Raw genomic sequence first — 22,369 nt, 5'->3', positions numbered from 1 at the left:
CAACGCCCTGCTGCCCGTCGCGCATCCCCGCTATACTGATTGCCTGCGCCGCGCGTCGGATCGATCGCGGGTCGCGGCGATACTCCAGCGGGCGCGAGCGCCGCCTCGCGTTTTCGCGAAGTTCACCCGCTTCGCGAAGTATCGTCGGCACCTGTCCCGCTCCGGGCCGCGTGGCATCGCTCTGACTGCATCGCCGCATCATTCTCGGCCACGCTTCATGCGCGCGCCTTCCTTCGTGCCCCTTGGTTAGACGGACGCTATGACCCAGAACTCGCTCCCCTCCTGGTCCTCGCTGCAGACGCATTACGACACGATTCGCGATGCGCATCTGCGCGACTGGTTCGCCCCCGAGAACGATCCCGCTCCCACGCGCGCCGAACGCTTCACGTTCGCGGGCGGCGGTCTCTCAGCCGATTTCTCGAAGCACCGCATCACCGACGAAACCCTGCAACTGCTCGTGCAACTCTCCCGCGAAGCCGGCGTCGAAAAGCGCCGCGACGCGATGTTCGCGGGCGAGGTCGTCAACCCAACCGAAGGCCGCGCCGCGCTGCACACGGCCTTGCGCGCAACCGACCCGAAGGCGCCGTTCTTCGCCGAAGTGCAGGCCGAGCGCAAGAAAATGGCCGCGTTCGCCGAGCAGGTCCGCAGCGACGCATGGACCGGCTACACCGGCAAGCGGATCCGTCATGTCGTGAACATCGGCATCGGCGGCTCGGATCTAGGGCCGAAGATGGTCGTGCACGCGTTGCATCATCTCGCGACGCCCGAGATCTCGACGCACTTCGTGTCGAACGTGGACGGCGCCGATCTGTACAACGTGATGCAGCAGATCGATCCCGAAGAGACGCTCGCGATCATCGTGTCGAAGACTTTCACGACGCTGGAGACGATGACCAACGCGCGCTCGCTGCGCGACTTTTTCATCCAGAAAGGCTGCCCGGAAAGCGCGCTGGCGAAGCACTTCGTCGGTGTGTCGGCCAATACCGCCGAAGTCGTCAAGTTCGGCATCGCGCAAGAGAACGTGTTCTCGATGTGGGACTGGGTCGGCGGACGCTACTCGCTGTGGTCGGCCGTCGGTCTGTCGATCATGATCGCGGTAGGTCCGCAACAGTTCGACGAGCTGCTCGCCGGCGCCAACGAGATGGACCAGCACTTCCGCACCGCGCCGCTCGACAGGAACCTGCCGGTGCTGCTCGGCATGATCGGCATCTGGTATCGCAACTTCTTCGGCTCGCAGAGCTATCTGGTCGCGCCGTATTCGCAGGCGCTGCATTTCCTGCCGTCGTATCTGCAGCAGCTCGAAATGGAGAGCAACGGCAAGTCCGCGCGTCTCGACGGCGCGTTCGTCGACTATGCGACTTCCGCAGTCACATGGGGCGAGCCGGGCACGAACGGGCAGCACGCGTTTTTCCAGATGCTGCACCAGGGCCCGACGATCGTGCCGATCGATTTCATCGCGCTGCTGACGCCCGAGCATCCACTCGCGAGCCATCATCCGAAGCTGCTCGCGAACTGCTTCGCGCAGAGCGAAGCGTTGATGCTGGGTCGCACGCTCGAGGAAGCGAAGAAGGTGGCCGGCCCCGACAAGCCGGAACTCGCACCGCACCTGACGTTCCCGGGCAACCGCCCCACCGCGACGCTGCTGCTCGACGCGTTGACCGCGCGCACGCTCGGCGCGCTGATCGCGCTTTATGAGCACAAGGTGCTGGTGCAGGCGTCGGTGTGGAACATCAACCCGTTCGATCAGTGGGGTGTCGAACTCGGCAAGATTCTCGGCAAGGTGGTCGAGGCCGATCTGGGCGCGGCGAGTGCCGACGTGAAGAAGCATGACTCGTCGACGGCGGCGCTGATCGCGCGGGCCCGGGCTGCGTTGAAGCGCTGAATGGAAGTCTGGAGCGCACGATAGCGGGCGATAACGCGCCACAAACAGAACGAAGCGGGCTACGGCCCGCTTTGTTTTTGCTTCGACACGACATGCTCGAGGTACGCGAGCGCAAGCCCGCGATCCGCCGGACCATCAAGCGAGCCTCCCCGCTTCGATCGTCACCGTCGTATCGCAACGCCGCGCGAGTTCGATGTCGTGTGTCACGAGCACGAGCGTCGCGCCGTGCGCGCGATTCATCTCGAACATCAGATCGATCACCGCGTGGCCGGTGGCCGCGTCGAGACTGCCGGTGGGTTCGTCGGCGAACAGGATCGCCGGGCGCGTGACGAACGCGCGCGCGAGCGCGACGCGCTGCTGCTCGCCGCCCGACAGCAGCTTCGGATAATGACCGGTACGCTGCCCGAGCCCAACCTGTTCGAGCAGTTCACGCGCACGCGCGGCGGCCTCGCGTGTGCCGATGCCGCCTTGCAGTTCGAGCGGCAACGTGACGTTTTCGAGCGCGGTCAGATGCGGCATCAACTGAAACGACTGGAACACGAAGCCGACCGCGCCGCTGCGCAACGCGGCGCGGCCGTCTTCGTCGAGCTCGCCGAGTTCGCGCCCGAGCAGTCGAACCGAGCCCGCGCTAGCACTGTCCAATCCCGCGAGCAAGCCGAGCAGCGTAGACTTGCCCGACCCCGATGCACCGACGATCGCGACGCTGCTGCCGGCATCGATGGCAAGATCGATGTCATCGAGAATCGTCAGTTCGCCCGCAGCATCCTTAACCCTCTTGCACAAGCCCCGCACTTCAATGACTGGATCAGTTCTGTTTGGCATGGTGAAGCGTAGGTTGAAAGTGCGCGCCATCGCCCCTCGCGCCGCGGCGCTGTCTGCGGCATTCGGCGCGACCATAATGGCCGCCGCGCTGGTTTCGTTACCGTTGCGGGCTCACGCGGCGAATACGCCCGAACCCGCAAAGCCGGTGATCGTCGTGCTCGGCGACAGCATCTCCGCTGAGTACGGGCTGCCCCGCGATACCGGCTGGGTCGCGTTGATGCGTCAGCGTCTGGCCGAAGAGCGCATCGATTATAGCGTCGCCAATGCGAGCATCAGCGGCGACACGACGAGCGGCGGACGCGCGCGTCTGCCCGCGCTGATGGAGCGGCTCAAGCCGAGCATCGTGATCGTCGAGCTCGGCGCCAACGACGCGTTGCGCGGCGTGCCGCTCTCGACGACCGAGGACAACCTGCGCACGATCATCGAACAGGCGCAGCAAGGCCACGCGAAGGTCGTGCTCGTCGGCATGTACGTGCCGCCCAATTACGGCCCCGACTATACGCAAAAGTTCCACGGCCTCTACGGCCAGCTGTCGAAGGAGTTCCATGTGCCGCTCGTGCCGTTTCTTCTCGCCGGCATCGCGGATAAACCGGACATGTTCCAGGCCGATCAGCTCCATCCGACGCAGCAGGCACAGCCGCTGCTACTCAACAACGTGTGGCCCGCTGTCAAGCCACTTCTTCGCACAAGTTCGCCGCACTGAAAGATCTGCTAACGACTTGTTTCCGGAACCTGGGGAACACGGATCGCCGAGCCGTTCGACATATGGGCAATCCCTGCCACCCGGCTCATTCTTGAGCGACTTCTGAGGAGATAACGTTGAAATATTTACCGTTAATCGCTTTGACCATTGCCATCTCGGCTTGCGCGGCTCAACAGCCGGCCGGCGTTCAGTCGGTGGGTCAAAGCCAGCAGCCGCCTCGCGCCGTCGCAACCTGCATCGCGCAGAAATGGGCGGATAGTTCGCAACAACAGGTGGTCTCGCAAACCATCCTCGCCAACGATCAGGCCATGGACGTCTACGTCCCGGGCCAGCAGCCGCCCAACGGCGCGGCCGCGGTGGTCCGTCCTTCGTATAGCGGCAAGGGCACGTGGGTCGGCTTTCGCGCCGGCGGCGCTGGCGGTGGCAACGCCACCGGCGCGATCAGCGGCTGTCTGTAAAGCTGCCACCTGGCTGTAGATAAAAAAAGCCCCGCAAATGCGGGGCTTGCTTTTGGACGAGCAGGTAATGCTTATTGCGGCTTACTGGTCGGCCGGCTGGGCGGCGCTGTCGAGCGTACCGTAGAACTTCACCTTCGAGCGCTCGCGCAGCGCTTTCAGATAGGCTTCGGTCTGCGACTGCGCGTCCACCTGCGCGATCTGCTGCTGCGCGACAGCGAGATGCTGCGCGTCGGTGGCCGCGGGCTGCACGATCTGGTTCACGCGATAGATCGCATAGCCGTCGTCGCCGAGATCGACACCGACGTAGGCCGGCAACTTTTGCGCATCGACCTTGTAGATTGCGCTCAGTGCGGCAGGCGGCACGCCCTGCGCGTCATTGCGCGACACCTTCAGCGGCGACGAGAAACCGGCGGTCGCCTTCGACTTCTCGAACTCGGCCAGCTTCGCGACGCCGTCCTTGTGCGCTGCTTCGTTCGCCTGCACTTCGATCACCTTCTGACGCACCGCGTCCTTCACCGCGTCGAATGCGGGCACGGCGGCGGGCTTGTAGTCGGTCACACGCGCGGCGATCAGCGTGTTGTTGCCGACGTCGATGGCCTGCGTATTGTTGTGCGCCGATACCGAGTCGTTCGCGAACACGGCTGCGAGGAACTTCGGGTTGTTCAGCGGGCTGTCGGGCGGCAGCTTCGGATCCGGCTGCGGCGTGACCGTCGCGGTCTGGATCTGCAGCTTGAATTTGTCAGCGGCCGGCTGCAGGCTCTTGGCCTTTTCATAGACGAGCGACGTGAAACCTTCCGAGCTGTCGGTGAATGCCTTGCTCGCCAGTTGCGTCTTCAGCTCCCTGGCGATCTGGTCTTTCACTTCGTCGAACGACTTCGTGACCGCCGGCTTTATATCGGTGACCTTGATGATGTGGAAACCGAAGTCGGTCTGGACGATGCCGCTGATTTCGTCCTTCTTCAGCGCGAACACCGCGTCGTCGAACGCCTGGCCGCCCGCGATCATGCCGCGGCCGAAGTAACCGAGATCGCCACCCTTCGATGCCGAACCCGGATCCTGCGAGTTCTGCTGCGCGATCTGCGCGAACTGGTCCGGATGCGCCTTGAGCTGCGCGAGCAACTCCTCGGCCTTCTGCTTCGCTTTGGCCTTGTCGGCCGCGCTCGCGTCCTTCGGTGCCGCGATCAGGATATGGCTCGCGCGCACTTCGCCTTCGGTGCGGAAGTGGGCGATGTTGTCGTCGTAGTACTTCTTCAGGTCCGCGTCGCTCGGCTGCACCGATGCGCTCAGCGCGGCCGGCGACATCACCAGGTACTGGATCGTCGCCGTAGCGGGCGTCGCGAAATCGTTGCGGTGCGCGTCGTAGTACGCTTGCAGTTGTGCATCGGTCGGCTGGATCTTCGCCGCGTAATCGTGCGGATGGAACGCGATGCCCTGCACTTCACGCTGCTGCTGCGCGAGCTCGGTCAAGTGCTGCGCGAGCGTCTTCGACGTGAACGCGCTCGCCTCGATGCTTGCGGGCAGTTGTTGCATAGCGAGGTTGTAGCGCACGCGCTCGTCGTACTGATCGGGCGTCATGCCCTGCATCGCGAGCAGTTGCTTGTAGCGGTCGAGGTCGATCGACCCGTCGGGATTCTTCAGCGACGAGATCACCGGATCGGACAGCAGCGCGCGGCGCACCGCTTCGTCCGATGCGCTCAGATGCAGACGCTGCGTTTCGTCGGCAAGCACACGCTGCTCGATCATGCCGTCGAGCATCTGGCGACGGCGCTCCGGCGTGTCGAACGACTTCATGTCGAACTTCGCGCCGAGCATCTGACGCCCGCGGTCGATCTGCTGGCGCATCGCGTCGTCGTATTCGACACGGGTGATCTTGTGACCGTTGACACTCGCGACGTTTGCACTTTCGTCAAAGAAGCCGCGGAAACCTTGAATACCCACGAAACCCAACCCCGGCAAAATGACGAGGATGAGCATGAACATCATCAGGCGTTGGTGATTGCGGAAAAAATCGAGCATGCGTGAGGGGTGCCAAAAACAGAACGCCCGATCTTACAACAGCGGGCAACAAAAAAGGCGAACCGGAGTTCGCCTTTCGTGGATACTGGCGGAGTGGACGGGACTCGAACCCGCGACCCCCGGCGTGACAGGCCGGTATTCTAACCGACTGAACTACCACTCCTTATACTGCACTTTTGCGACTGGAAACACTGCAGCCGAATCTGAAACTGGTGGGTGCTGAGAGGCTCGAACTCCCGACCTACGCCTTGTAAGGGCGCCGCTCTACCAACTGAGCTAAGCACCCGTTTCCTGATTCAGTGCTTGATGTGTTTTCTGCCTTGCCGCTGCCCTCCCCGTGAATCGTTCATGCAGTCGGGTTAAGCAATTCCTCAAGCAGCAAGCGCACTAGTTTAGCGCATCCTTCAGAGCTTTGCCAGGCCTAAATTTAGGAACTTTTGCTGCCTTGATTTTGATCGCGGCGCCCGTGCGCGGATTGCGTCCGGTGCGCGCGGTGCGCTTGCCGACCGCGAACGTGCCAAAGCCGACCAACGTCACAGATCCGCCTTTCTTCAACGTGTTTTTGACGCCCGCGATGACTGCATCGAGCGCACGGCCCGCCGCGGCCTTCGAAATGTCGGCTTGCTGTGCGATGTGATCGATCAATTCCGTCTTGTTCATTCAAACCCCCGTGAATGTTTATTGGCAATCGTGACAGTGCTTTCCAGCACCTCCCGCCACGCGGCCGGCGCGAACGCCTGGCCGCCTCATTAGAAGCGGCCGAAACCCTTGTGTCAACCGGGGTTGAGCCTGATCGGCGTTATTTTAGAGGGGCGCTTTTGTCACAGTATGTTGCAGCGGAAAGACTGGCGATGCGGCCTAGCGACGAAGCCGCGCGGGCAAAAAAAACCCGCGGCTCTTGACCGCGGGTTTTCTTCTTCAGCGAACGACACCGCTGCAGAATGCTTTGGCGTCAGCGCATTCTGATGCGCATCGAACCTTAGTGCTTGACGACGTCCGTCGCGGCATCCTTGCCCGGCTCAGCCCCAACCGGCGCCGAGGGCTTCGATTCTTCTTCCGGTAACGCCTGCGGTACACGCTCGAGCGCAAGTTCGAGCACCTTGTCGATCCAGCGGACCGGCACGATTTCGATCGCGTTCTTCACGTTGTCCGGAATCTCCGTCAAGTCCTTGACGTTTTCTTCCGGAATCAGCACCAGCTTGATGCCACCGCGATGCGCCGCCAGCAGCTTTTCCTTCAGGCCGCCGATCGGCAGAACTTCGCCACGCAGCGTGATTTCGCCCGTCATCGCGACATCGGCGCGCACCGGAATACCGGTCAACACCGACACCAGCGCGGTCGTCATCGCGATACCGGCCGATGGACCATCTTTCGGCGTCGCGCCTTCCGGCACGTGGATGTGAATGTCCTGCTTCTCGAACGCTTCGTCCTTGATGCCAAGACGACGCGAACGCGAACGCACGACCGAGCGCGCCGCTTCGACGGACTCCTTCATCACGTCGCCGAGCGAACCCGTGCGGATCACATTACCCTTGCCCGGCATCACTGCGGCTTCGATGGTCAGCAGATCGCCGCCCACTTCCGTCCACGCGAGACCCGTGACCTGGCCCACCTGATTTTCCTTCGCGGCCAGACCGAAGTCGTACTTGCGCACGCCGAGGAACGTGTCGAGGTTGCTGCCGTCGACCTTCACCGCGCCTTCCGCCTTCTTCAGCAGAAGCATCTTCACGACCTTGCGGCATATCTTCGAAATTTCACGCTCGAGCGAGCGAACGCCCGCTTCGCGCGTGTAGTAACGAATGATGTCGCGGATCGCAGTTTCCGTCACATCGACCTCGCCATCCTTGAGGCCGTTGTTCTTCTTCTGCTTCGGCAGCAGATAACGCTGCGCGATGCTGACCTTCTCGTCTTCCGTATAACCGGACAGACGAATCACTTCCATCCGGTCGAGCAGCGGCGGCGGAATGTTCAGCGAGTTCGACGTCGCGACGAACATCACGTCCGACAGATCGAAGTCGACTTCGACGTAGTGGTCCGCGAACGTGTGGTTCTGTTCCGGATCGAGCACTTCCAGCAGGGCCGACGACGGATCGCCGCGGAAATCCTGACCCATCTTGTCGACTTCGTCGAGCAGGAAGAGCGGATTGCGCACGCCGACCTTGGTCAGGCTTTGCAGGATCTTGCCCGGCATCGAACCGATGTACGTACGACGATGGCCGCGAATCTCGGCTTCGTCACGCACACCGCCCAACGCCATACGCACGAACTTACGGTTCGTCGCGCGCGCGATCGACTGACCGAGCGAAGTCTTACCGACGCCCGGAGGCCCCACGAGGCACAGGATCGGCGCCTTGACCTTGTCGACACGTTGCTGGACCGCGAGATACTCGAGAATGCGTTCCTTCACTTTCTCGAGACCGAAGTGATCTTCGTCGAGCACGCGCTCCGCATTCGACAGGTCGTTGTTGACCTTGCTCTTCTTGCGCCACGGCAAGCCGATCAGCGTGTCGATGTAGTTGCGCACGACCGTCGCTTCCGCCGACATCGGCGACATCAGCTTGAGCTTCTTCAACTCGGCGTCGGCCTTCTTCTTCGCTTCCTTCGGCATGCGGGCGGCCGTGATGCGCTTCTCGAGTTCTTCGAGATCCGCACCTTCTTCGCCTTCGCCGAGTTCCTTCTGGATCGCCTTGACCTGTTCGTTCAGGTAGTACTCGCGCTGACTCTTCTCCATCTGACGCTTCACGCGCCCACGGATACGCTTTTCGACCTGCAGGATGTCGATCTCGGCTTCGAGTTGCGCAAGCAGATGCTCGAGCCGCTCGATCACCGGGAACATCTCGAGGATGTGTTGCTTCTGGTCGAGCTTGAGCGGCAAATGCGCCGCGATCGTGTCGGCGAGACGCCCTGCCTCGTCGATACCCGACAGCGAGGTCAGGATCTCCGGCGGGATCTTCTTGTTCAGCTTCACATACTGGTCGAACTGCGACACGATCGCGCGACGCAGCGCTTCGGTTTCAGCGCTGTCGGCGTGGTCAGGTTCGAGCGGCATGACTTCGCACGAGAACTGCGTTTCCTGTTCTTCAATGGAAAGCGTCTTCGCGCGCTGCAAGCCTTCGACGAGCACCTTCACGGTACCGTCGGGCAGCTTCAGCATCTGCAGGATGTTGGCGATACACCCTACTTCGTACATGTCCTTTTCGGTCGGCTCATCTTTCGCAGCCGTCTTCTGGGCGACGAGCATGATGTGCTTGCCGCCTTCCATCGCTGCTTCGAGAGCCTTGATCGACTTCGGGCGGCCTACGAAGAGCGGAATCACCATGTGCGGGAAAACGACTACGTCGCGCAGCGGGAGCAGCGGCAGCGTAATGCGTTCCGGCGGGAGGAGTTGGGTTCCTGACATTTCATTTCCCCATGAGTGGAATCAGTTCGTTCGATAGGTGAGGCCAGCAGAAAATATTGCAAGCCTCCGCGTGTGGGAAAAGTTCAGTGACTCCGAAGGTTCAGTGACTCCATAGTTGAGAACAACCAGCCTGACCACACGATAAACGAAAAAGCCGTTCACGTCGCCATGAACGGCCTTTTTGCAGAACTCGAAAGCCGATCAGTTCGAACCCGCGACCTTCGGCGCGTCTTCGTAGATCAGCAGCGGTTTGCCGTCGCCGTCGATCACGTTGTCGTCGATGATGACCTTGCTGACACCTTTCATTTGCGGAAGGTCGTACATGACATCAAGCAACGCCTGTTCCAGAATCGAACGCAGGCCCCGCGCGCCCGTCTTGCGGCGGATCGCCTTGCGCGCCACGGCCTGCAACGCGGCCGGACGGATTTCGAGCTCGACGCGCTCCATGCTGAACAGCTTGTGATACTGCTTGACCAGCGCATTCTTCGGTTCGACGAGAATCTTCATCAGCGCCGCTTCGTCGAGCTTGCCGAGCGTGGCAACCACCGGCAGACGGCCGATCAGCTCCGGAATCAGGCCGAATTTGATCAGATCTTCCGGCTCCACTTCGCGCAGCACTTCGCCGGCGTCGCGGTCCTGCTTGCTCTTCACGCTCGCGCCGAAACCGATGCCGGTCTTCTCGGTGCGATCGACGATGACCTTCTCGAGGCCGTCGAACGCACCGCCGCAGATGAACAGGATGTTCGTCGTATCGACCTGGATGAAGTCCTGGTTCGGATGCTTACGACCACCTTGCGGCGGCACCGACGCCATCGTGCCTTCGACCAGCTTCAGCAGAGCCTGCTGCACACCCTCGCCCGACACGTCGCGCGTGATGGACGGGTTGTCGGACTTGCGACTGATCTTGTCGATTTCGTCGATGTAGACGATGCCGCGCTGGGCCTTGTCCACCTCGTAATTACAATTCTGCAGCAGCTTCTGAATGATGTTCTCGACGTCTTCGCCGACATAGCCGGCTTCCGTCAGCGTGGTCGCGTCGGCAATCACGAATGGCACGTTCAGAAGGCGCGCGAGCGTCTGCGCAAGCAGCGTCTTGCCGGAGCCGGTCGGGCCGATCAGCAGGATGTTGCTCTTGGACAGCTCGATTTCATCCTTCTTGTCGAGATGCTTGAGGCGCTTGTAGTGGTTGTAGACCGCGACCGCGAGGATCTTTTTCGCGCGCTCCTGACCGATCACGTACTGGTCGAGAATTTCGCGGATTTCCTGCGGGGTCGGCAGATCGGACTTGGACAAGCCGGCCTCGATGCCCGCGCCTGCAGCCTCGTCACGAATGATTTCGTTGCAAAGATCGATACATTCATCGCAGATGAATACCGACGGGCCAGCAATCAGTTTCTTGACCTCATGCTGGCTCTTGCCGCAAAACGAGCAATACAACAGCTTTTCGCTGTTAGAACCTTTCTTGTCCGCCATAGATGTGTGAGCCTCCGGACACCGGATTAGATAATACGCCGTTTGCCCCCGCCACGCAGTTTGGGCGCGGCGGGGCTAGTGAGCACGATGACGGCGCTTGCCGCAGACGCCCGGACGGAAGTTGAACATTCACAACCGACCCGATGACGGATTTGCCGCAACAGTGGGCAAAACAGCATGGCAAAACCGTACCAGATCAGGGACGCTTGTGCGCCACCTGGTCGACGAGGCCGTACGCCTGCGCGTCATCGCCGGACATGAAATTGTCACGGTCGGTGTCACGCGCGATACGTTCGACCGGCTGACCGGTGTGGTGCGCGAGCAGATGATTCAGCCGATCCTTCAGGTACAGGATTTCACGCGCCTGGATTTCAATGTCCGATGCCTGGCCGCGCGCGCCGCCGAGCGGCTGATGAATCATCACGCGCGAATTCGGCAGCGCGAAACGCTTGCCCTTAGCACCGGCCGCGAGCAGGAACGCGCCCATGCTCGCCGCAAGCCCCATGCACAGCGTCGAGACGTCCGGCTTGATGAACTGCATCGTATCGTAGATCGCCATACCGGCAGACACGGAGCCGCCCGGACTGTTGATGTAGAAGTAGATGTCCTTGTCCGGATTCTCGCTTTCCAGAAACAGCATCTGCGCAACCACCAGATTGGCCGTCTGGTCGTTCACTTCGCCCACGAGGAACACGATGCGTTCCTTCAGCAGACGCGAATAAATATCATACGAGCGCTCGCCCCGGCCGCTCGTTTCCACGACGATCGGCACCAGACCGAGTGCCTGCGCTTCGAGATCCCGGGACGACTGGGAGGTCAACGTGTCCAGCATTTGGGCGCGAAAGGTCATGCAATGGATCCTTGTCTGGAAATATTCTGAATATTAGCTGCTGGACACAGGTTGGTGCGACGAGCCCGTATTCAAGTGCCGTCTTGGTGTGCGCCGCACGACCGGATCCGGTACGTCACACAGATTCATGGCACAAAAAAACGGCGTGCCGGCCGTCGGTCGCTCCGACAGCCGGCACGCCGTTGCAGCGACGCTTACGCTTGCGCCGTTGCGCTTGCCAGTTCCTCGAAGCTCACTTCCTTGTCCGTCACCTTGGCCTTGCTGAGGACGAAGTCGACGACGTTGGCTTCAACGACATACGCTTCCATTTCAGCAAGACGTTGCTGGTTGGAATAATACCAGCGGACGACTTCCTTCGGGTCTTCGTAGCTTTTCGCGAATTCATCGACTTCGGCACGGATCTGCTCCGGCTTCGCCTGCAGTTCGTTCGCCTTCACCAGTTCGGCCAGCACGAGACCCAGCTTGACGCGGCGCTCGGCCTGCTCCTTGAACATCGCGGCCGGGATCGGCGCGTCCTTCGCGTTCGGCACGCCGCGCTGTTCCAGATCCTGGCGAGCCATCGTGACGAGGCGCTCCTGATCCTGCTCGATCAGCGCGTTCGGGACGTCGAGCTCCGAGATTTTCAGCAGTGCGTCCATCACCTGGTTCTTGACGATGGCTTGCGTGCGGCGCTTCGCTTCGCGCTCGAGGTTGTCCTTGATTTCAGCGCGCATCTTGGTCAGATCGCCGTCTTCGATGCCGAGCGATTTCGCGAATTCGCCGTCGACTTCCGGCAGATGCGGCCATTCGATCTTCTTCATCGTGATCGTGAATTGCGCCGTCTTGCCCGCCACTTCCTTGCCGTGGTAGTCGTCCGGGAACTTCAGGTCGAATTCCTTCGCTTCGCCGACCTTCAAGCCGAGCGCCGCTTTTTCGAATTCCGGCAGCATGCGGCCTTCGCCGAGGATGAAGCCGAAGTCTTCGGCGCTACCGCCCTGGAATGCTTCACCGTCGACTTTGCCGACGAAGTCGACCGTCACGCGGTCGCCGTCTTTGGCGGCCGTGTCCGCGCCGCCGTCGCCGTGCTCGCCTGCCTCGCCGCGAGCGTGGAAGTGCACGCGCTGTTTGCGCAGGATGTCCAGCGTGCGGTCGATTTCCGCTTCGCTGATGCTGGTCATGGTGCGCTCGATTTCAGCCGTGGCGACGTCGCCCAGCTTCACTTCCGGATACACCTCGAAGGTCGCGTCGAACGCGTAGCTGCCTTCACCAGCGTCGGTCTTCGGCGCGAAGCTCGGCTGACCCGCGACACGCAGGTTTTCAGTGCGGCTGATGTCGAAAAATTCCTTGCCGACCTTGTCGCTCAGCACTTCGGCTTCCACCTGGCCCGAATACTGTTGCGTCACCATCTTGAGCGGCACCTTGCCCGGGCGGAAACCCGGCATGCGCACGTTCTTCGCGAGTTGACGGATACGCGAATCCACTTCCTTCTGCACGGCATCCTTCGGCAGGGAAATCGTCACGCGGCGTTCGAGCTTGCCGAGGTTTTCAACAACGTTAGCCATGGCTTCAATCGTCCTAAAATTATTCGAGCGAATCAGTTATCTTCTCCGTGCTGCCCGTCGATGTCGCTTCGCATCGATTTGCGCCGATTGCATCGATCACGCACCTGCGCCGCGGGCTTGCAGGCCGTCGGCAGCACGGTTGAGTCCAAAGAGCCGAATATTTTAGCAAACTATTTGCGCGCCTAGCCGGGATTCGATGATTGCATCGAGTTTTCCCTGCATTCCGGGCGTTTTGAGGGCCATTTTCGGTTAGTTTTGACACAGCGAGCGCGCGATTTGCCGCTGGCATCGCTATCCGGTTAGCGTCGTGCGTTCCTCGGCGCTCTTTCGTCATGCAACAGAACGTTCGCGTGGACGCTCGCACCCGCTCGCGGCCGACGTGTCGTGGCGGCGATCCCGCCTATGCCTTTCGACATATTCAGCCGACGCCCCCATGCTGATAAGCTAACGCACTCGGTCGGGCCGCCGCCGGTCACCAGCAGCCGGTCGCTTCATCCGCTCCAGCAACCGCTTACAACGACTCAAACCTCTCAGAGACACCATGCCGAATTCGTCGTCCTCGCCTGTCGTCGTCATCGCTCCCGATTCATTCAAAGGCTCGCTCAGCGCGGGACAGGTCGCGCAGGCGATCGCATCCGGCGTCCAGCGCGCACGCCCCGACGCGAGCGTGCGCATCTGTCCGATGGCCGACGGCGGCGAAGGCACGCTCGACGCAATGCTCACGAGCGGCGGCGAGCGCCGCACGCTTAGCGTGCGCGGCGCGGCCGGTCCGACGCGTGCAGCGCTGACGGGCCTGCTCACGGATGGCAGCGCCATCATCGAAACGGCGGAAATCGTCGGCATTACGGACCCCGTCGGCATGGGCGTGCCGGTCGAGGCGCGCAGCACGCGCGGCATGGGCGAAGCGATTCGCGCGCTGCTTGATGCCGGCGTGCGGCGCTTTTTCGTCGCGCTCGGCGGCAGCAGCACGAACGACGGCGGCGCCGGCCTGCTGACCGGCCTCGGCTTGCAACTGTTCGACGCGCAAGGCAACGTACTCGAAGGCACACCCGAGCAGCTTGCGCGCGTGGCGCGGGTCGATGCGTCGCTGCTCGACGCGCGGCTTGCCGACACGCGGTTCGTCGGCATGTCGGACGTCGACAATCCGTTGACCGGCGAGCACGGCGCGACCGCGATCTTCGGTCCGCAAAAAGGCGTGAAGCCAGAACAGGTCGCGCCGATCGACGCGGCGCTCGCGCGCTTCGCCGATCTGCTCGAAGCCGCGCTCGGCCGCACGGCGCGTGACCTGCCGGGCGCGGGCGCGGCGGGCGGCCTCGGCTTCGCATTGCACATGCTCGGCGCGCAGTTCGAGCCGGGCGCGGAAACCGTCGCGCGGCAAATCGGCCTCGACGCCGCGCTCACGGGCGCCAACTGGCTGATCACCGGTGAAGGCCGTTCCGACGTACAGACGCTGCACGGCAAGGCGCCGTTCATCGCCTGCGCGCATGCGCGCGCCGCGGGCGTGCCCGCGACGCTGCTCTCCGGCGCGATCGACCCCGCCGCGCTGCCGCGTCTTGCCGAATACTTCGGCGGCTGCTTTTCTCCGGCGCCGGGGCCGATCACGCTCGACGTCGCGATTCGCGACGCGGCGCGCCTGCTCGCCAACGAAGCCGAGCAGCTGACGCGCCTGAAATACGGCGTGCGTTGACCCGCCAAACGGTTGCCGCAACAATCACAGCGCCACGACCGTTCCACTCATCACGGGGTGACCATGAAGGACTCCGCCAAAGCCGGGCTCGAGCAGTTCCTCACGTATCGTCTGCATGTACTGAACAAACTGGCCGAGCGCGGCATCAGCGCGCGCTACGCGGCGAAGCTCGACGTGACGCTGCCCGAAGCGCGGGTGATTGCGACGGTGGGATCGTTCGGACCGTTCTCGATCATGGAGTTGGCACGCCGTGCCAATCTCGACAAAAGCCAGGCGAGTCGCGCGGCCGAAGCGCTGATCCGGCAGGGACTCGTGCAGCGCGAAGCGAGCGCCGCGGACGGCCGCGTCGTGCTGGTCTCGCTAACGCAGGAAGGCCGCGCGCTGTATCGCAAAGTGATGCCGATCGCGCGCAAGTGGAACGGCGATATGTTCGAGTGCCTCGACGAAGAGGAAAGGGCCGCGTTCGGCGCGGCGCTCGACAAGGTGATCCGTGCCATGAACGCGCGGGAGTGATAGCGCGCGGCGAACCGGCCGTGTTTGAACAGCGCCGTTTCACGGCATTGGGCGGCGCGTGTCAAAATTGAGCCTCGGCCAACGCGCCTTCACCCTCTTTTTCATTTAGGGACGCTTCAGTGGACATCAACAAACAGGTCGCGGCACTCACCGCGTCGGAACTCCAGACCGCCGGCGCGAGCCAGGCGAGCGCGATCGCGCTCAGCGTCGTGCTGCGTCATCTTCGTTCGCCGGAACTGGCGAAACTGCTGTCGTCGGCATTTGAAAATCATCAGGCGGTGATGCTGCAAACGCCGTGGCCGGACCAGATGCTGCAGGCGTTCGAGTCGACGCGCCGTTTCCTCGAAGGCGCCGCGCAAGCGGAATTGCCGGGCTCGCAGGAAGTGCCGGGAACGCCGGGTGCCTGAGTCGCGCGGTCGCGATGAAAGGCAGCGGAGCAACACTGAGGCCTTTCAGAAGACCGCGCAAAAAAGAAAAAACCCCGTCGGTCGAAAGACTTGACGGGGTTTTTCTCGACTACCAATAAGTGGTGCGAGGGAGGGGACTCGAACCCCTACACCCTTGCGGGCGTCAGGACCTAAACCTGGTGCGTCTACCAATTTCGCCACCCTCGCAGCCGGGTACGCCGCAATGCGTCGCGCCCGATTGTCCTGTGCACTCCCAAGCGCGCTGAACACGTGCCCGAAAGCGTAAGCGCGAGATTCTAACCGATTGATTCGCGCTTGTCTGCACCCGGCGGTATCTGCACGCGCGACGCCGATGCTACAATTTTCGGCTCGTCGAGACGGGCGCCGCGACGGACGTCGGCGCCCTTCTCGCCAGTCCTTCCCCACACTCTCATCCCGTGAATTTCGACGACTATTGCCAGCAGAAAGCGGCGCCCCCAGGATCGAGCACCTACTATGCGCTTCGCCAGGCGCGTGCCGCCAGTCAGCCGCTGTTGACGGCGCTCTTCGCATTGCGTCGCGAGTTCGAGGAAACGGTCAAGGAGACGAGCGATCCGGCGGTCGGCCGCACGAAGCTCGCGTGGTGGCAGAAAGAAATTGCCGCGCTGGCCGCCGGCTCGCCGTCGCATCCGGTGTCCAAGGCGCTCGCGGCCTATCTGCCCGACGCGCAGGCCGAATATCCGGCTCTGCAGGAACTGCTCGCGGGCTTCGAGATGGATCTCGACCAGGCACGCTATCTCGACTATCCGAACCTGCGGCGCTATGTGCATGGTGTCGGTGGCAATTTTGCGTCGCTGGTGTCGCGCGCGGCTGCAACCGGATCGGCCGACGATGCCGCGCATGCGTCGGCGTGGGCCGCTCCGCTCGGCGAGGCGCTGATGCTCGCGCAGTTCGTCGCCGAAACCGGCAACGATGCCCGGCACGGCCGCATCTACGTTCCGATCGACGAGATGCAACGCTACAACGTCACCGCCGCCGATCTGATCAACCGCAAATACACCGACGCTTTCACCGAACTGATGCGGTTCGAAACGAATCGCGCGCGCGACGCGGTGCAGACCGCGCTCGCCGCGGTGCCCGCCAGCACGCGGCGCGCGCAGCGCACGCTGCTCGCGCTCGCGGCGCTCGCGTTGGCGTTGCTCGATGAAATCGAGCGCGACGGTTATCACGTGCTGCATCAACGCATCGCGTTGACGCCGATCCGCAAGCTATGGATCGCGTGGCGCGCGAAGTAGCCTGACAGCCGGGCGCGTCGATTCGCGCCCAGCGCCCAGCGCTCACGCCCGCAGCAACGGCAGCGGCTCGAACCGCTGCTGCAGAGTCGCAGGCGCGTCCAACCCCCACCAGGGCCCGAGCACCGTCGCATAAAGCTGGCGAAAATCCACGCCGACCGGCAGGTTGCCATTCCCCTCGAGCCGCGCAAGCATCGGCGGCACGCCAAACAAACCGCCCTGCACGCGACCGCCCGTCACGAAGTGCGGCGCCACCGTGCCGTGATCGGTGCCGTTGCTCTGGTTCTCGCGCGGACGGCGCCCGAATTCCGCGTACGTCATCACGAGCGTATCGTTCCACCGGCCCAACTCGACGAGCGCGGCCTGCATCGCCACCATCCCTTCCGCGAACTGTTTGAGCAACTCGGCCTGTTGTCCCGGCTGGTTCTGGTGCGTATCGAAACCGTTCAGCGTTAGCCGGATCACGGCCGCGCCCTGCCCGCTCAACGGCTGCTCCAGTGGCGCGCGTCCGGCGCCAGCTATCTTCAGCGTGTCCGAAGCGGCCAGCACCTGCATTGCCGTTTTGATCGAACTGCCGAACGCGCCGCCCGGAAACGCGGTCTTCAACTGAGGCTGCCCTTGCGTCGCACACAGACGATCGGCCGGTTTCACGATGTCGTTTTCGACGTCGAGAATAGGCGCGAGCGCGGGACTGCGCTCGTGCAAGGACACTGGCGTCGCGAGTCGAGAGGCCCTGACGAACTGCGCGGGATTGACCAGCGCGATCGCGCGCGCGCCGTTTGCGAGCGGCCCCATTTCGGCGCTGCCGATCACGACGCCGTCGGCCGCGAAACCGATGGGCACCGGCCTCATCGCGAACGCGCGCGTGAGCCAGCCGTCGCGCAGATATTGGTCGGAGCGTGACGCGGTATCCCAGATCTCGATCGAACGGAAATGCGACAGGTTCGGCTGCGCATAGCTGACGCCCTGCACGGTCGCGAGCTGCCGGCTGCGCCAGAGCGGCATCAGCGGCTCCAACGCGGGATGCAGCGCGGCGCGCTCGTCGAGCTGGATCATCTGTTCGCGTTTGATGCCGAAGTTTTTGCGCAGCACGAAGTACGCAGGATCGGCGAACGGGATCACGGTGTTCAAACCGTCGTTGCCGCCTTTCAGCGTCGAACTGTTGATCCAGGACGCGCCGCCCGCCCATCCTTTGACGTTCGGCGGATAGAACAGGTTCTCGCCGAGCGCGCGTAGCGTCACCTCGATGTCATAACCGCTCGCGCGAAACTGCATGGCGATCGGCTCGACGCGTACCGGGTCCGGCGTGTTGGAGATGTGACGCTGATCCGGCGTCCATGCGTTGCGCTCGGCGCGCGTTGGGATCGGCTCGAATACAGTCGGGAGGTCGCGATATCGCTTCGCGGCGCGCGCTCGTGAGTGCAATGGGATTTTTCACGCGGCAATGCGCGCGCTGGGATTAACGCTTGTACAACTCGCGCACGGCGTCTTCGATGTGCTGACGCAACAGCCGACGCTCCTCGGGCGTCATATGCCCGTCGCGGCGACGTTGATCGAGATCGGGGGGAACCGCGGTGCGCAGCATCGCGTCAGAGGCAGGGCGATCGATGCTCTGGTTGTGGCGGCTGGTCCTGCCATTGCCCGAGCGGGGCGCATGCTCGCTCGCCGCTCTATCCGCGGACGGCTGCGCATGAGCGAGCGTCGGGCCCAGTGTGCCTGCCAGCGTACCGGCAACCGCCAGTGCAATCACGCTCAGGCGCACGTTTGGCCAAACCCCTCCCTTCATGTTGTTCCCTTCGTGGCGCGGCAACCGGCTACCTCAGATGCGTATACAAACCCCGGTAACAGCCGGGTGCGAGAGTTTTGTCGAGTGAAGTATCCACCGAACAGCCGCATTCAGTAAAGCAGTCTAAACGCGCATACTTTACGTCGCGGCACACCGCGGGTAAATTTTGTAACCGACTGTAACCCCAGAAATGGTGTAACCGCGCACCACTTTCTAATCGCGCTAAGATGCCGACCATGGAAACCAAAAACCCTTCGAAAATCCTCGTCGTCGACGACGATCCACGCCTGCGCGATCTTCTGCGCCGCTACCTCGGCGAACAAGGCTTCAACGTCTACGTCGCCGAAAATGCGCCGTCAATGAACAAGCTCTGGGTGCGCGAGCGCTTCGATCTGCTGGTGCTCGATCTGATGCTGCCCGGTGAGGACGGCCTGTCGATCTGCCGGCGACTGCGCGGCAGCAACGACCGCACGCCGATCATCATGCTGACGGCCAAGGGTGAGGATGTCGATCGCATCGTCGGCCTCGAGATGGGTGCCGACGACTATCTGCCCAAGCCGTTCAATCCGCGCGAACTGGTCGCGCGCATTCACGCGGTGCTGCGTCGCCAGTCGCCGTCCGAATTGCCGGGTGCGCCGTCCGAGACCACCGAGGTCTTCGAGTTCGGCGAGTTCGCGCTGAATCTCGCCACCCGCACGCTGACCAAGGCCGGCCAGGAAATTCCGCTCACCACCGGTGAGTTCTCGGTGCTGAAGGTATTCGCGCGTCATCCGCGTCAGCCGCTGTCGCGCGAAAAGCTGATGGAACTCGCACGCGGCCGCGAATACGAGGTCTTCGACCGCAGCCTCGACGTGCAGATCTCGCGTCTGCGCAAGCTGATCGAGCCGGATCCGGGCAGCCCGCGCTTCATTCAGACCGTGTGGGGCCTCGGCTACGTCTTCATCCCCGACGGTGCAGCCTGAGTTTGTGCTCCGTTTTCGTTTCTGTGTCACATAAGAAGGGCCCATGCGGATCGACCGGCGCCTCCTGACGCTCGCGTTCGGCGGCCTTTTCTGGCGGACCTTTCTGCTGATCGCGCTGTTGATCGCAGTCAGTCTCGCCGCGTGGTTCCAGAGCTTTCGCGTGATCGAACGGGAGCCGCGCGCGCAGCGCGTGGCTCTGCAACTCGTCGCGATCGTCAAGCTCACGCGCACCGCACTCCTCTATTCCGATCCCGACCTGCGGCGCGCGCTGCTGCAGGATCTGGAGAGCAACGAAGGGGTGCGCGTGTACCCGCGCGAAGCCACCGACAAATACAAACTCCAGCCCGACGAATCGTTGAATCGCCTGATCGAGCACGACATCCGCGGCCGTCTCGGCGACGACACCATAATCGCGCAGAGCGTCAACGATATCAACGGCGTATGGATCAGCTTCAAGATCGACGACGACGATTACTGGGTCGCGCTCGACCGCGATCAGCTCGACAACGCCACCGGCCTGCAATGGGCCGGCTGGGGCGTGTTCGCGCTCGCGCTGTCGCTGTTCGGCGCGGCGTTCATCACGAGTCTGGTAAACCGGCCGTTCGCGCGTCTGGCGATGGCCGCGCGCCGGGTCGGCTCGGGGCAATCGCCCGAGCCGCTGCCCGAGCGCGGCATGGGTGTGGCTGCCGAAACCAATCGAAGCTTCAACCAGATGGTGCGCGACCTCGAACAGCTCGAGGCGGACCGCGCGCTGATGCTCGCGGGCATCTCGCACGATCTGCGCACGCCGCTCGCACGGCTGCGGCTCGAGACCGAAATGAGCCCTTCCGATCAGGCCACCAAGGACGCGATGGTCGACGACATCGAGCAGATGGACATGATCATCGGCCGCTTCCTCGACTACGCGCGTCCCGTTCAGCGTGTGCCGGAACCGGTGGACCTCTCGGTGATCGCGAGCGAACTCGCCGCACGCATGCAAAGCGAGGACAGCATGCGGCTGATCACGCGGCTCGCTCCGTCGGCGGTGATCGAGGCCGATGAAACCGACATGCGTCGCGTGGTCGGCAATCTGCTCGAGAACGCGCGCAAATATGGCCTCAGCGACGGCGACGGTGTGCCGCACGTAATTCTCGAAACGCGCGTGTCGCACTCGCGAGTCGAACTCTCGGTGGTCGACGAAGGCCCCGGCATTCCCGAAGACCAGCTCGCGCTCGTCACGCGGCCGTTCTATCGTGTGAATTCGGCGCGCACCCAGGCCAACGGCACGGGCCTCGGCATGGCGATCGTGCAGCGGCTCGTCGCCCGTTATCGCGGCGCGCTGCGGCTGCGCAACCGCTCGCCCGGACCCGGGCTTGAAGTGACGATCGAGTTTCCGCTCGCGAGAAGCGCGTGAGCCGACGACGCGCGGCACCGCGCGCCGTCGCCATTCGAAACACGCCGCTTGTTGCGACTTCCGAAGGAGCCTTTGCATGAAAACCGTTGGCGATAAACTCGAAGCGTTCACCGTCATTGCTGCCAAGCCGGGCTTCAATCATCACGAAGAACACGGCGTCTCGGCGTTCGAATACATCACCGAGCAGTCGTTCCGAGGCAAATGGAAAATCATTTACTTCTATCCGAAGGATTTTTCGTTGGTCTGCCCGACGGAAATCGTCGAATTCAGCAAGCTCGTCAAGGAGTTCGAGGACCGCGAGGCCGTGCTGCTCGGCGGCAGCGTCGACAATGAATACGTGAAGCTCGCGTGGCGCCGCGAGTACAAGGAGCTCGACAGGCTCAACCACTACTCGTTCGGCGACGTGAAAGGCGAGCTGATCGACCAGCTCGGCGTGCGCGACAAGGAAGCGGGCGTCGCGCTGCGCGCGACCTATATCGTCGATCCGGACAACACGATCCAGCACGTGTCGGTCAACAATCTGTACGTGGGCCGTAATCCCGAAGAAGTGCTGCGCATCCTCGACGGCCTGCAAACGGACGAGCTGTGTCCGAGCAATCGGACGATTGGCGGCGCGACGCTGTAAGCGGCACCGCCCGTCACCCAAACAGGAATCCCGTTCAGCTCCTGACCAACAACACCGCGGCCTGCGCCTCAATGCCCTCGCCGCGGCCGAGATAACCGAGCTTCTCGTTCGTCTTCGCCTTGACGTTCACGCGCTCGATCGGCAGACCGAGGTCCGCCGCGATATTGGCGCGCATCCCTTCGATATGCGGTGCGAGCTTCGGCGCCTGCGCGATCACGCTGCTGTCGACGTTGCCGATCGCAAAGCCGGCCGCCTTCACGCGCGCCACGCATTCGCGCAGCAGCACGCGGCTGTCGGCGCCGGCGAACTTCGCGTCGGTATCGGAGAAGTGGCGGCCGATATCGCCCAACGCGGCCGCGCCGAACAGCGCGTCGGTGATCGCGTGCAGCAGCACATCCGCGTCCGAGTGACCGAGCAGCCCGCGCTCGTACGGAATCGTTACGCCGCCGATGATCAACGCGCGTCCCGGCACCAGCGCATGCACGTCGTAGCCCTGCCCAATTCTGAAATCCATGTGCGTCACGTCCTCAAATGCTGAAGCTTTTAAAGCTTCTTTAAAGCCTTTCTAAATCTTTCCAAT

General features: G+C 62.8%; 20 protein-coding genes and 3 tRNA genes. 10 read left to right on the top strand and 13 right to left on the bottom strand.

From position 1 onward, the window contains the following. The first annotated feature begins 259 nt into the window (after window positions 1-259). Window positions 260-1,882: a glucose-6-phosphate isomerase gene (gene pgi, locus HDG33_RS22430; RefSeq protein ID WP_184033471.1), complete on the top strand. Its 1,623-nt coding sequence runs from the start codon at window positions 260-262 to the stop codon at window positions 1,880-1,882. Window positions 1,883-2,017: 135 nt separating this feature from the next. Here the strand turns inward: pgi and HDG33_RS22425 are convergent, their stop codons facing one another. Further along, window positions 2,018-2,704, bottom strand: a complete 687-nt coding sequence (locus HDG33_RS22425) for an ABC transporter ATP-binding protein (RefSeq protein ID WP_026225394.1) — start codon at window positions 2,702-2,704, stop codon at window positions 2,018-2,020. Between HDG33_RS22425 and HDG33_RS22420 the strand changes: the two genes are divergently transcribed. Next, complete coding sequence (locus HDG33_RS22420; protein ID WP_184033468.1) at window positions 2,703-3,407, top strand: arylesterase; 705 nt, start codon at window positions 2,703-2,705, stop codon at window positions 3,405-3,407. The two genes, HDG33_RS22425 and HDG33_RS22420, sit on opposite strands and share 2 nt — an antisense overlap. A gap of 116 nt (window positions 3,408-3,523) precedes the next feature. After that, window positions 3,524-3,865 carry a hypothetical protein gene (locus HDG33_RS22415; RefSeq protein ID WP_184033466.1) on the top strand — a complete coding sequence of 114 codons (342 nt, stop codon included), beginning with the start codon at window positions 3,524-3,526 and terminating at the stop codon, window positions 3,863-3,865. 81 nt (window positions 3,866-3,946) lie between these two features. Here HDG33_RS22415 and HDG33_RS22410 read toward each other — a convergent pair whose 3' ends face one another. The 8 genes from HDG33_RS22410 to tig form a co-directional block, all read right to left on the bottom strand. Further along, window positions 3,947-5,881: a SurA N-terminal domain-containing protein gene (locus tag HDG33_RS22410; RefSeq protein WP_184033463.1), complete on the bottom strand. Its 1,935-nt coding sequence runs from the start codon at window positions 5,879-5,881 to the stop codon at window positions 3,947-3,949. A gap of 86 nt (window positions 5,882-5,967) precedes the next feature. Then, window positions 5,968-6,044: transfer RNA gene (locus HDG33_RS22405), tRNA-Asp, on the bottom strand. Window positions 6,045-6,091: 47 nt separating this feature from the next. Continuing rightward, window positions 6,092-6,167: transfer RNA gene (locus HDG33_RS22400), tRNA-Val, on the bottom strand. 101 nt (window positions 6,168-6,268) lie between these two features. Further along, on the bottom strand, window positions 6,269-6,541 hold the full coding sequence (locus HDG33_RS22395) for an HU family DNA-binding protein (protein WP_018418077.1): 273 nt from the start codon (window positions 6,539-6,541) through the stop codon (window positions 6,269-6,271). A 319-nt stretch (window positions 6,542-6,860) separates the two neighbouring features. After that, complete coding sequence (gene lon, locus HDG33_RS22390) at window positions 6,861-9,281, bottom strand: endopeptidase La (protein WP_184033460.1); 2,421 nt, start codon at window positions 9,279-9,281, stop codon at window positions 6,861-6,863. 201 nt (window positions 9,282-9,482) lie between these two features. Beyond that, window positions 9,483-10,754 (bottom strand): ATP-dependent Clp protease ATP-binding subunit ClpX, encoded by a 1,272-nt coding sequence (clpX, locus tag HDG33_RS22385; protein ID WP_013089402.1) that lies wholly within the window; start codon window positions 10,752-10,754, stop codon window positions 9,483-9,485. A gap of 196 nt (window positions 10,755-10,950) precedes the next feature. Further along, window positions 10,951-11,604 carry an ATP-dependent Clp endopeptidase proteolytic subunit ClpP gene (gene clpP, locus HDG33_RS22380; RefSeq protein ID WP_013089401.1) on the bottom strand — a complete coding sequence of 218 codons (654 nt, stop codon included), beginning with the start codon at window positions 11,602-11,604 and terminating at the stop codon, window positions 10,951-10,953. A 194-nt stretch (window positions 11,605-11,798) separates the two neighbouring features. Next, a complete protein-coding gene (gene tig, locus HDG33_RS22375) occupies window positions 11,799-13,145 on the bottom strand; it encodes a trigger factor (protein ID WP_184033457.1) in 1,347 nt (448 codons plus the stop codon). A gap of 541 nt (window positions 13,146-13,686) precedes the next feature. Here tig and HDG33_RS22370 point away from each other — a divergent pair. From HDG33_RS22370 to HDG33_RS22360, 3 genes are all read left to right on the top strand, one after another. Further along, window positions 13,687-14,832: a glycerate kinase gene (locus tag HDG33_RS22370; RefSeq protein ID WP_184033454.1), complete on the top strand. Its 1,146-nt coding sequence runs from the start codon at window positions 13,687-13,689 to the stop codon at window positions 14,830-14,832. A 63-nt stretch (window positions 14,833-14,895) separates the two neighbouring features. After that, window positions 14,896-15,345: a MarR family winged helix-turn-helix transcriptional regulator gene (locus HDG33_RS22365; protein WP_184033451.1), complete on the top strand. Its 450-nt coding sequence runs from the start codon at window positions 14,896-14,898 to the stop codon at window positions 15,343-15,345. A gap of 119 nt (window positions 15,346-15,464) precedes the next feature. Further along, complete coding sequence (locus HDG33_RS22360) at window positions 15,465-15,752, top strand: hypothetical protein (RefSeq protein ID WP_184033448.1); 288 nt, start codon at window positions 15,465-15,467, stop codon at window positions 15,750-15,752. A 120-nt stretch (window positions 15,753-15,872) separates the two neighbouring features. Here the strand turns inward: HDG33_RS22360 and HDG33_RS22355 are convergent. Continuing rightward, window positions 15,873-15,959: transfer RNA gene (locus HDG33_RS22355), tRNA-Leu, on the bottom strand. A 230-nt stretch (window positions 15,960-16,189) separates the two neighbouring features. On the opposite strand from HDG33_RS22355, the gene HDG33_RS22350 reads away from it, so the two are divergent. Next, the gene (locus tag HDG33_RS22350; RefSeq protein ID WP_184033445.1) at window positions 16,190-17,026 is read left to right on the top strand and encodes a squalene/phytoene synthase family protein; all 837 of its coding nucleotides are present in this window, start codon (window positions 16,190-16,192) and stop codon (window positions 17,024-17,026) included. A 42-nt stretch (window positions 17,027-17,068) separates the two neighbouring features. On the opposite strand, the gene HDG33_RS22345 is transcribed toward HDG33_RS22350, so the two are convergent. Then, entirely contained in the window at window positions 17,069-18,448 is a 1,380-nt protein-coding gene (locus tag HDG33_RS22345; RefSeq protein WP_260330565.1) for a DUF1501 domain-containing protein, read from the bottom strand. Window positions 18,449-18,482: 34 nt separating this feature from the next. Further along, complete coding sequence (locus HDG33_RS22340; RefSeq protein WP_184033443.1) at window positions 18,483-18,809, bottom strand: hypothetical protein; 327 nt, start codon at window positions 18,807-18,809, stop codon at window positions 18,483-18,485. 227 nt (window positions 18,810-19,036) lie between these two features. Between HDG33_RS22340 and ompR the strand changes: the two genes are divergently transcribed. From ompR to HDG33_RS22325, 3 genes are all read left to right on the top strand, one after another. Further along, on the top strand, window positions 19,037-19,771 hold the full coding sequence (gene ompR, locus HDG33_RS22335) for a two-component system response regulator OmpR (RefSeq protein WP_006048917.1): 735 nt from the start codon (window positions 19,037-19,039) through the stop codon (window positions 19,769-19,771). Window positions 19,772-19,814: 43 nt separating this feature from the next. Then, the gene (locus tag HDG33_RS22330) at window positions 19,815-21,164 is read left to right on the top strand and encodes an ATP-binding protein (protein WP_184033441.1); all 1,350 of its coding nucleotides are present in this window, start codon (window positions 19,815-19,817) and stop codon (window positions 21,162-21,164) included. A 76-nt stretch (window positions 21,165-21,240) separates the two neighbouring features. After that, the gene (locus HDG33_RS22325; RefSeq protein ID WP_184033439.1) at window positions 21,241-21,789 is read left to right on the top strand and encodes a peroxiredoxin; all 549 of its coding nucleotides are present in this window, start codon (window positions 21,241-21,243) and stop codon (window positions 21,787-21,789) included. A gap of 34 nt (window positions 21,790-21,823) precedes the next feature. Here HDG33_RS22325 and ispF read toward each other — a convergent pair whose 3' ends face one another. Continuing rightward, window positions 21,824-22,303: a 2-C-methyl-D-erythritol 2,4-cyclodiphosphate synthase gene (gene ispF, locus HDG33_RS22320; protein ID WP_018432029.1), complete on the bottom strand. Its 480-nt coding sequence runs from the start codon at window positions 22,301-22,303 to the stop codon at window positions 21,824-21,826. Window positions 22,304-22,369 lie beyond the last annotated feature (66 nt).

The sequence above is a fragment of the Paraburkholderia sp. Cpub6 genome, assembly GCF_014201065.1.
GTDB lineage: Bacteria > Pseudomonadota > Gammaproteobacteria > Burkholderiales > Burkholderiaceae > Paraburkholderia > Paraburkholderia tuberum.
The sequence above is the reverse complement of the archived record's forward strand: the minus strand, read 5'-3'. Positions and strand labels throughout refer to the sequence as shown.